The sequence below is a fragment of the Pseudaeromonas aegiceratis genome, from assembly GCF_046254905.1.
Taxonomy (GTDB): Bacteria; Pseudomonadota; Gammaproteobacteria; order Enterobacterales; family Aeromonadaceae; genus Pseudaeromonas; species Pseudaeromonas aegiceratis.
The window spans coordinates 560,739-570,000 of the sequence record NZ_CP158016.1 but is presented as its reverse complement, the minus strand read 5'-3'; the positions used below and the strand labels follow the sequence as shown (position 1 = coordinate 570,000).

The following is a 9,262-nucleotide window of genomic DNA, read 5'->3' as shown; positions in this document are numbered from 1 at the left end:
CCTGTATGGTCCGGCGGATCTCCTCGTCCCGGCCAATCACGGGGTCCAGCTTGCCGGCCTCGGCCCGGGCGGTGAGATCTATGGTGTACTTTTGCAAGGCCTGGCGCTTCTCTTCAGCCTCGGCATCATCCACCTTGGCGCCACCGCGCACCTCATCGATGGCCTTGTCCAGGCCGGCCTTGTTGAGCCCGGCCTGCTTGAGCAGTTCTCCCAGGCCGCTGCGATCCTCCAACGCCGCCAGCACGAACATCTCGGAGGAGATGAACTGATCCCCCCGCTGCTGGGCAAATTTGTCACACAGGTTGAGCAGCCGGCCCAGCTGGGGCGAGATCTGCAGATCCCCCTCGGTGCCACTGACCTTGGGCAGGCGATCCAGGGCCTGATTGAGTTGCGTGCGCAGCTGACTGACGTTCCCCCCTGCCAGGGTGAGCAGCGGGCGCACCGAGCCCCCCTCCTGATTGAGGAGGGCGAGCATCAGATGAATGGGTTCGATGAATTGATTATCCCGGCCCAGTGCCAACGACTGGGCGTCGGAGATGGCCACCTGGAACTTGCTGGTGAGACGATCAAGACGCATGTCACTACCCCTTTTGCTTGCATCATGGCGACGACCGCGTCGTCGCTGTTAAGCATAAGATGGGGGTGACCGGGTGGCTTTCAAGGCCACTTTTTGTGCTTTTATGGTTGTGCTGTTATGGCGTCAGCCAGATGAGCCCGGCCATGCGTCCGGTCTGACCGTCACGGCGGTAGGAGTAGAAACGCCGGGCATCGCCATGGGTGCAGAACTCCCCGCCATACACCCGACGGATGCCGACGCAAGCCAGCCGCTGGCGCGCCAGCAGGGGCAGATCGGCCCACCACTTGCCCGGCACATGGGGGCGAAACGCCGCACTGGCGGCCGGATCCTGCGCCATGAAGGCGGCCCGCACCTCATCTCCCACCTCAAAGGCATTGGGGCCTATGGCCGGGCCCAGCCAGGCCAGCAGCTGCGCCCCCGGCATGCCCATGGCCTGTACTGTCTGCTCCAGCACACCGTCACACAAACCACGCCAGCCGGCATGGGCGGTGGCCACCACGCTGCCGGCCTCATCGCACAGCAATACCGGCAGGCAATCGGCGGTCATCACGGTCAAGGCCTGCCCCGTCAGGCGGGTGACGGCGGCATCCGCCCTGGGGGGCTGTTGGGTAGCCGCCCCCTGACAATGGAACACCTCGGTACCATGCACCTGCTCCAGCCACAGGGGCTCGCTTGCCAGCCCCAGGGTCTGCCGCAGACGCTGACGGTTTTGTGCCACGGCCTGGGGCGCATCGGCCACATGGTTACCCAGGTTGAGGCCGGCATACACCCCTTCGCTCACGCCGCCATCCCGGGTGGTGAAACAGGCCTGCACCCGGGACGGAGCCGGCCACTGGGGACGGATCAAATCCATACGATGTCATCCGGGTGGGCGGCGGTGTCGGCCCGCAGCACCTCCAACAGCTCGACCATGTCCTCAGGGATGGGAGAGTGCCACTCCATCAGTTCACCCGTGATGGGGTGCTCCAGACGCAGCATGGTGGCATGCAGGGCCTGGCGCTTGAAACCGCGCAGTGCCTCGGTCAGCTCGGGAGTGGCCTGACGGATGGGCCGCAGACGGCCACCGTAGACGGGATCCCCCACCAGGGGATGCTTGATGTAGGCCATGTGCACCCGGATCTGGTGAGTCCGCCCGGTCTCCAGCCGCAACCGCAGCCGGGTATGGGCCCGGAACTTCTCCGCCACCCGGTAGTGGGTCACCGCCGGCTTGCCCATGGGGTTGACGGCCATGTGGGTCCGCAGGGTGCTGTGCCGGCTGATGGGCTCATCTACCGTACCACCCGCGGTCATGTGCCCCACCGCGATGGCTTCGTACTCCCGGGTGATATCGCGGCGCTGCAGCGCATCCACCAGGTGGGTCTGGGCGGGAATGCTCTTGGCCACCACCATCAGGCCTGTGGTGTCCTTGTCCAGGCGATGCACTATACCGGCCCGCGGCACCTCGGCGATCTCGGGGTAATGGTGCAACAGGGCATTGAGCACTGTGCCGTCCGGGGTACCGGCACCCGGGTGGACCACCAGGCCGGCGGGCTTGTCGATCACCAGGATGTCATCATCCTCGTAGACGATATCCAGCTCGATATCCTGGGGCAGCCAGTGCTGGGCCTCCTCTATGGTGGCCAGGATGCGTACCTGCTGGCCTTCCATCACCTTGTCTCTGGGCTTGTTGGCGACCTGACCATCCAGGGTCACCATGTCCTGCAGGATCCACTCCTTGATCCGGGTACGCGAGTAGTCTGGAAACAGGTCTGACAGGGCCTGATCCAGGCGTTTGCCGTAGTGTTGGGCATCAAAAACCCCGGTTAATTCGATGGCGTGACTCATGCTCGATCTCTGGTTGACTATGTTCTGGCGACTGCCAAGAATCGGCTATTCTAGCTTTTCTTTTGCCCGAGCTTAACGGATACTTCTGCAATTCTGCCAAACCGGATCCGATGCAATGCTGAAGAAGTCTAGCCCGCTACTGGCGCTTGTCCTGATTTCCGGCCTGATGTCAGGCTGTTCTTCCTCATCTTCCAAGCCCACCATTCCTGATGAACCGCCGGAAGTCTTGTTCCAGCAGGCCCAGTTGCAGCTGGACTCCGGCAACTACGAAAAAGCAGTGGAAGTGCTGGAGGCGCTGGATAGTCGCTATCCGTTCGGCCCCTACTCCAACCAGGTGCAGCTGGATCTGATCTACGCCTACTACAAGAACGCCGACACCGCCCAGGCCATCGCCAACATAGACAGATTCATCCGTCTGAATCCGGCCCACCCGGACATCGACTATGTGTTCTACATGCGCGGCCTGACCAACATGCAGGCGGACTATAACTTCTTCCAATCCGTCTTGGGCATGGATCGCTTCGATCGTGATCCCGCCTATGCCCGTCAGGCCTTCGCCGATCTCAAGCGCGTGCTGGTGAGCTACCCCAACAGCAAGTATGCCGCCGATGCCCGCAGCCGCCTGGTTTACCTCAAGGACCGCCTGTCCCGCTACGATCTGGCGGTGGCCGACTTCTACATGCGCCGCAAGGCCTGGCTGTCCGCCGCCAACCGCGGCAAATACCTGCTGGAAACCTACCCGGACACCCCGGCGGTACAACCGGCGCTGGAGATCATGATCAAGGCCTACGACAAGCTCGAGATGCCGACCCTGGCCGAGCACGCCCGTCAGGTGCTGGCCACCAACTACCCGAACGACAGCCTGGCCCGCAAATCCTCCTAAGCGGGACAGCACATACACGAAAAACGGCGCCCAAGGGCGTAATGCCGATCAGTTAAGGATCCATTGACCGATCCTCAGGCTGTGTAAAAATCCGAAACTCCTTGTTGGGTTTCGGATTTTTTATGCGCATCGACCAAGCTCTCGACTTCATTCACGCCTGTCCTCCCGGAAAATTTGAGTCCCTGTCTGACCTGCTGTCACCTGAACTGGTGCAGGCCTGCCTGGCCAAGACAGGCTCGGTCTCCCTGCGTCGACGGCGCATGCCCATGGAGCGGGTGCTGTGGGCCATTATCGGTATGTCCTTGTTTCGTCACGTCCCCATGACCCAATTGGCCAACCAGCTCGATATCCTGTTACCCGGCGACCGGCCATTCGTCGTTCCCAGTGCCTTCATCCAGGCGCGCCAAAAACTGGCTGACCGAGCCGTTCAACAGGTGTTCCAGCAGACCGCTACGCTCTGGCATCAGCAGTGTCAGCACCCAACCTGGGCCGGCTTGCAGCTGCTGGCCGTCGATGGGGTGGTCTGGCGCACCCCCGATACCCAGGACAATGCCGGTGCCTTTGCCAAGTCGAAAACCGGCCAGGGCGAGACGCAGTATCCCCAGGTACGCATGCTGTGTCAGATGGAGCTGACCAGTCACCTGCTGACTCAGACCGTGATGGACTCCTGTGCGGTGAACGAGATGGTGCTGGCAGAGCAACTCATTGAAAAAACACCCGATAACAGCCTGACCCTGTTCGATAAGGGCTTCTACTCACTGGGATTGCTACACGCCTGGCAATGCCAGGGCGTGGCGCGTCACTGGCTTATTCCGCTGAAAAAGGGCACGCAATACGAGGTCATCCGCAAGCTGGGGCGGCAGGATGCGCTGGTACGGCTCACCGCCAGTCCGCAGGCTAAGAAGAAGTGGAGCGAGTTACCGGAGCAGCTCGAAGCCCGGCTGCTGACCCGGACGGTGAATGGCAAGGAGCGCCAGGTGCTGACGTCGCTAACCGACCCGATGCGCTTCCCGGCCAGCGAGTTGATGGAGCTATACCAGAATCGCTGGGAAATCGAGCTGGGCTATCGGGAGATGAAACAGAGCCTGCAACAGCACAGGCTGACGCTGCGCAGCAAGAAACCCGATGGAGTAAGGCAGGAGCTATGGGGCTTGGTATTGGCCTATAACCTGCTGAGATATCAGATGGTTAGAATGGCGGCGAGCTTAAAAGGCTATACGGCCAGCCAGCTGAGCTTTCACATGGCATCGGTGTATCTGCTGCATGAGCTCAGTTGCCTGCCGTTCGTATCACCGGGGAATATTCCAGCCCGCGTCGCCGACATGGACAAACAGGCGGAGCAGTTCAAGTTACCTGCCCGCCGAGAACGAAGTTATCCCAGGTGTGTCAAAGCCAAACCACAGAAGTATGCGACGAGAAAACCTAGTAAAAACAATGCCAGTCAGGCTTAACTGACTGGCATTAGCCCAAGGGCGCCGTTTTTGTCGCTGCAGCGGCGACTAGCGGGCCAGGTAGTGGCTCAGGAAATCGTCGAAGCCCAGGTGATCCGCCGCCTCGATATCCGCCTGCTTGGCCAGGGAGGCTTCCGCCTCCTCGGCGAAGTACTCCTCGTCCCAAAAGCGCAGAGGCTCTTCAAGCAGCTGCTGGCCATAGCGGTCCGCCAGCTGACGCCCCAGCACGCCGTTGTCCAACTCACCGGCCAGCAAGGTATCCAGCAGACGAGCCGACAGGGTCAGGCTGGGATCCCGCAGCATGGCTCTGTGCTGCTGCAGGGTCAGCTGGTACTGGATGCGGCCGTAGGCCTTGTCCAGCAGCTCGGCCACCAGGGCCAGCTCGTCAAACAGCTGCTCGCCCCAATCCCGCAGGCTCAGCTCACCCTGTTCGTTCTCCAGCTGCAGTCCTGGCCGGCGCCCTTCCAGCACCACCTTGTTGAGGTTGCGCCGGTTGCGGGCCACCTCGGCCTCCTCCAGCAGCGGGGACGGCCGCAGCAAACACCAGACCAGAAACAGATCCAGGAAGCGAAGCTGCTCGGCCTCTACCCCCAAGGGCGAGAAGGGGTTCACGTCCAGGGTGCGCAGCTCTATGTATTCGATGCCCCGCCGCTCCAGGGCGCACAGGGTCCGCTCGCCGTTACGCAGGCTGCGTTTAGGCCTGATAGGCGCGTACAGCTCGTTCTCCAGCTGCAGCACCTTGTCGTTGAGCTGGCGGTATTCGTCCCCCACCTTGACGCCGATGGCGGCAAACTCGGGGGCCGGGGTCTGCAACGCGCGCCGCACGCTGCCCACGTAGCTGGCCAGGTTGTCGTGCTGAATGGCGAGCACCGACTGCGCCTTGTTGGTGTAACCCAGATCCGACAGCCGCAACGAGGTGGCGTACGGCAGATACAGGGTGCCCTTGCCCAGGCTCTGGAACGGCAGGCTGGAGGGGCGATCGCGCAAGAAGGAGCTGCACAGCGCCGGCGAGGCACCAAACAGGTAGGGCACCAACCAGCCGAAACGGTAGACGTTACGAATGAGCCCCATGTAGCCATCGCTGATGAAGCGCTTGCACTGACATTTGGCCGCCTGGATCTCCTGCCACTCACTCCAGAAGCTGTCGGGCATGGAGAAGTTGTAATGCACCCCGGAGATCACCTGCATCAGGCTGCCATAGCGATGGTGCAGGCCCTGGCGATAGAGGGTCTTGATGCGTCCCTCGTTGGAGCGGCCATATTGCGCCAGCCGGATGGGGGTCTGATCGCCGATGAAGCAGGGCATGGACAGCGGCCAGAGCCGCTCCTGGCCCAGATGCCGCAGCACGTGGCGATGGATGTCCCCCAGTTGGTTCAGCAGGCTCTCCATCGAATCCGACGCCGGCGTGATGAACTCCATCATGCTCTCGGCATAGTCGGTGGTGATGTGGCTATGGGTCAGTGCCGCCCCCAGGCTGCTGGGATGGTCCTGCACCGACAAGCGTCCCTCCGGGGTGATGCGCAGCGCCTCGCGCTCCAGGCCGCGACGGATACCCCGCAGGGAAGAAAGACGATCCGCCGAACCAAAGCCGGTCAGCATATCGGTCAGGGAAAGACAGGTTGCCATAGGTTTCCTTACGAGACGGACTCGCCGTCCCAATTAGGGTGCCCGCAAGGGGGCCCAGGCCGCGTTTAGGGCGCGGCCACCGAATAGAGGGGAAGGTGGAGCCTGGCGAGGGATTTTTCAAGCGCCTGGGCATCCCCCACCACCACAATCACCATTTGTGCCGGATCCAGCCAGCGGGCGGCGGCCTGCTGCAAGGGCGGCAGGCCGAGGTCCGCCAGCAGCGCCTGCTGACGTTGTGCGGTATCGGCCGGCAGATCATCCAGCAGCAGCTGCATCAGGTAACCCGCCTTCTGCCCCAGGGTCTCGTAGGCCATGGCGTCCTGCAGCGGCAGGGCCTGCTGCATCTGCTGGAGCTCCGCCGCGGTGGGCCCCTTGGCCGCATACTCTTGCAACAGCTGCAGCGCCTCTTTGATGGCATCTGCGGTGGCATCCTGGCGCACCTGAGTGCTCAGCACATACTCGCCACCGTGCCGATCGCTGCCAAAACCCGCACTCACCCCATAGGTGTAACCCAGCTGCTCCCGCAACCGCAGGTTCAGCCGGGAGTTGAAGGCGCCGCCCAGGGGATAGTTGGCCAGGCGGTTCATAAAGTCAGCCCCCAGGGCATCAAACGGCAGGGCGGTACGGCCGATGCGGATCACCGACTGAGGAGCGCCAGGCTGATCCAGCAGGTAGATGCCGGGCTTGGCCACGCCATGACTCGGCTGCGGTTTGGCCGCCCCGCTACCGCCGGCCAGGGGACCCTGACTCAAGAAGCCCAGCTTGGGCAACAGGTCGGCCTGGGTGATGTCGCCCACCACCACCAGCTTGGCCTGCCGCGCGCCATAATGGGCGCGATAGAAGGCCTGCACGTCGGCCAGGCGGTAGCTGGCCAGCTGGGCCGGACTCCCCAGATCGGGCTGGCCCTGGCGCTGCGCCGGGCCATACAGGGTCCGCGCCAGGGTCTGATCCGCCAACCAGACCGGGGAGCGCTGTGCCTGGGCCTGGGACTGCAGCAGCTGGGCCTTCACTCGGGCAAAATCCGCCTCACGGAAGCCCGGCTGCTGCCAGATATCCTGCAGCAGGGCCAGGCTCTCATCCAGATGGCGGGTGAGGCAGCTGAGCTGTACCAGGGTGTAGTCCTCCCCCACCGACAGGCTGAGGCTGGATCCCAGCCGTTGCAGCCGATCGCTGAGCTGTTCGTTGCTGAGTCCGACGCTGCCCTGGCTCACCACCCGGGCGGTCAGCTCCGCCAGCCCCAGGGTCTGGGGCGTCTCCACCTGCCGCCCACCGGGCAACGCCAGCAACAAGGAAATGGCCGGGATCTCGTGCTGCTCGCTGCCCATCAGGGCGATCTCCTGGCCCAGGCTGGCCCGCCACAGGGTCGGCGGGGGATTGCCCGTCCATTCTCCAGCCGCCGGCGGCTGGGCCCGCGCCCCTTCCGGGGTGGGTCGCAGGGGCAAAGGCGCCCCCTGGGCCCGGGGCATGGCCGAGACAGGGGCAGAGACGAAGTCCGCCGGCGCCGCCGCCAGGCCCGTCTCCCCTCGCGGCACCACGCTCAGTACCACGGCCGGCGCGCCTTGCACATAGCGCCGATAGACCTGCTGTACCGCCTGTGGCGTCACCTGCCCCATGGCCTGCAAGGCCTTGAGCTCATAGCGGGGGTCATCGCGCAGCACCTGGCCGCTGGAGAGCACCGCCATCCGCCCGGCCACGCTCTCCAGCCCCCAGACGGCGGAGGCCTGCAGCCGGCCCTGGATGCGGGCCAGCCCGTCGGCACTCACCTGCCCCAGCTGGGGATCGGCGAGGATCTGCTGGATCTGCCGATACAGGGGCGCCAGGCTGGGATCCTGCTGGGGATTGGCATAGGCCCAGATCTCCAGGGTGCAGGCCAGCTCGCCACAGTTGTGATTGGCGCCGGCACTCACCGCCAGGCCGGTCTTCACCAGTCGCTGGTAGAGCAGGGAGGTGCGCGAGCCGCCCAACCGGTCCGTCAGCACGTCCATGGCCGCCTCGTCCGCCTGTCCGGACCAGACGGTTGGGATCGCCATGTAGAGCAGCGGCAGGTGGATGTCATCCTCCTGGGTCAGGTGACGGGTACGGGGCAGCCAGGCCGGTTGCGGCGCCAGCCGGCTGGGCTCAGGCCCCGGCTGGATGGCGCCAAAGTAGTGCTGCACCCAGGCCAGGGTCTGGGGCACATCAAGGTCGCCCCCGATGGCCAGGGTGGCATTGTTGGGGCCGTACCAGCGCAAAAAGAACTGCTGCACATCCCCCAGGGTGGCCTGATCCAGATCCGCCACCCGGCCTATGGGTTGCCAGGCATAGGGATGAGAAGGCGGGTAGAGCGCCGCGGAGAGCTGCTCCCGTACCCGGCCATAGGGGCGATTGTCGTAGTTCTGTCCCTTCTCGTTCTTGACGGTGGCGCGCTGGATATCGAACTTGTGCTGGCTCAGGGCCGGCAGCAGAAAGCCCATGCGATCCGACTCCAGCCAGAGCGCCCGCTCCAGCTGGTTGGCGGGCACCGTCTCGTAGTAGCGGGTGAGATCCCGGCCGGTTTCGCCGTTGGCATCGCCGCCGGCGCCCTGCACCAGGGCGAAGTGCTGACCATTTGCCACATGGGCCGAGCCCTGGAACATCATGTGTTCAAACAGGTGGGCGAAGCCGGTCATGCCGGGGACCTCCCGGGCCGAACCCACGTGGTAGGTCACCTCCACATGCACCAGGGGATCGGAATGATCCTCGTGCAGCAGCAGGGTCAGGCCGTTCTCCAGCCGATAGCGCTGATAGCTGATGTCCTGACTGCCCGGCGCCGCCTGGTGCTCGTCCAACAGGCGGATGTCCGCCCAGGCCAACGTCCCCCAGCTCCAGCACAGTACCAGCAGCCACAGGCGTACCACGCCCTTGTTCCCCCAACTCATGCTC

General features: G+C 63.9%; 7 protein-coding genes (1 of these 7 running past the window's edge). 2 read left to right on the top strand and 5 right to left on the bottom strand.

Annotation, left to right across the window (positions count from 1 at the left end):
• The 3 genes from clpB to rluD form a co-directional block, all read right to left on the bottom strand.
• On the bottom strand, positions 1-577 hold the 5' portion of the coding sequence (gene clpB / locus ABHF91_RS02900; RefSeq protein WP_409421979.1) for an ATP-dependent chaperone ClpB. The gene continues 2,003 nt to the left of window position 1, outside the view; only the first 577 of its 2,580 coding nucleotides appear in the window; the start codon lies at positions 575-577; the stop codon falls past the left edge of the window.
• Positions 578-692: 115 nt separating this feature from the next.
• Positions 693-1,430: a peptidoglycan editing factor PgeF gene (pgeF, locus tag ABHF91_RS02895; protein WP_409421978.1), complete on the bottom strand. Its 738-nt coding sequence runs from the start codon at positions 1,428-1,430 to the stop codon at positions 693-695.
• Entirely contained in the window at positions 1,421-2,401 is a 981-nt protein-coding gene (rluD, locus tag ABHF91_RS02890) for a 23S rRNA pseudouridine(1911/1915/1917) synthase RluD (RefSeq protein ID WP_409421977.1), read from the bottom strand. The genes pgeF and rluD overlap by 10 nt, the downstream gene beginning before the upstream one ends.
• A gap of 115 nt (positions 2,402-2,516) precedes the next feature.
• On the opposite strand from rluD, the gene ABHF91_RS02885 reads away from it, so the two are divergent.
• Positions 2,517-3,284, top strand: a complete 768-nt coding sequence (locus ABHF91_RS02885; RefSeq protein ID WP_409421976.1) for an outer membrane protein assembly factor BamD — start codon at positions 2,517-2,519, stop codon at positions 3,282-3,284.
• Positions 3,285-3,406: 122 nt separating this feature from the next.
• Positions 3,407-4,735 carry an IS4 family transposase gene (locus tag ABHF91_RS02880; protein ID WP_409420458.1) on the top strand — a complete coding sequence of 443 codons (1,329 nt, stop codon included), beginning with the start codon at positions 3,407-3,409 and terminating at the stop codon, positions 4,733-4,735.
• Between the two features lie 48 nt (positions 4,736-4,783).
• On the opposite strand, the gene gshA is transcribed toward ABHF91_RS02880, so the two are convergent.
• A complete protein-coding gene (gshA, locus tag ABHF91_RS02875) occupies positions 4,784-6,361 on the bottom strand; it encodes a glutamate--cysteine ligase (RefSeq protein ID WP_409421975.1) in 1,578 nt (525 codons plus the stop codon).
• A gap of 65 nt (positions 6,362-6,426) precedes the next feature.
• Positions 6,427-9,258, bottom strand: coding sequence for a M16 family metallopeptidase (locus tag ABHF91_RS02870; protein ID WP_409421974.1), 2,832 nt, complete (start codon positions 9,256-9,258; stop codon positions 6,427-6,429).
• Between the last annotated feature and the right edge of the window lie 4 nt (positions 9,259-9,262).

Excerpts from the sequence above, each read along its gene's own strand:
- ABHF91_RS02870 (WP_409421974.1), bottom strand. The coding sequence starts at position 9,258 with ATGAGTTGGGGGAACAAGGGCGTGGTACGCCTGTGGCTGCTGGTACTG.
- gshA (WP_409421975.1), bottom strand. The coding sequence starts at position 6,361 with ATGGCAACCTGTCTTTCCCTGACCGATATGCTGACCGGCTTTGGTTCG.
- pgeF (WP_409421978.1), bottom strand. The coding sequence starts at position 1,430 with ATGGATTTGATCCGTCCCCAGTGGCCGGCTCCGTCCCGGGTGCAGGCC.
- ABHF91_RS02880 (WP_409420458.1), top strand. The coding sequence starts at position 3,407 with ATGCGCATCGACCAAGCTCTCGACTTCATTCACGCCTGTCCTCCCGGA.
- ABHF91_RS02885 (WP_409421976.1), top strand. The coding sequence starts at position 2,517 with ATGCTGAAGAAGTCTAGCCCGCTACTGGCGCTTGTCCTGATTTCCGGC.
- rluD (WP_409421977.1), bottom strand. The coding sequence starts at position 2,401 with ATGAGTCACGCCATCGAATTAACCGGGGTTTTTGATGCCCAACACTAC.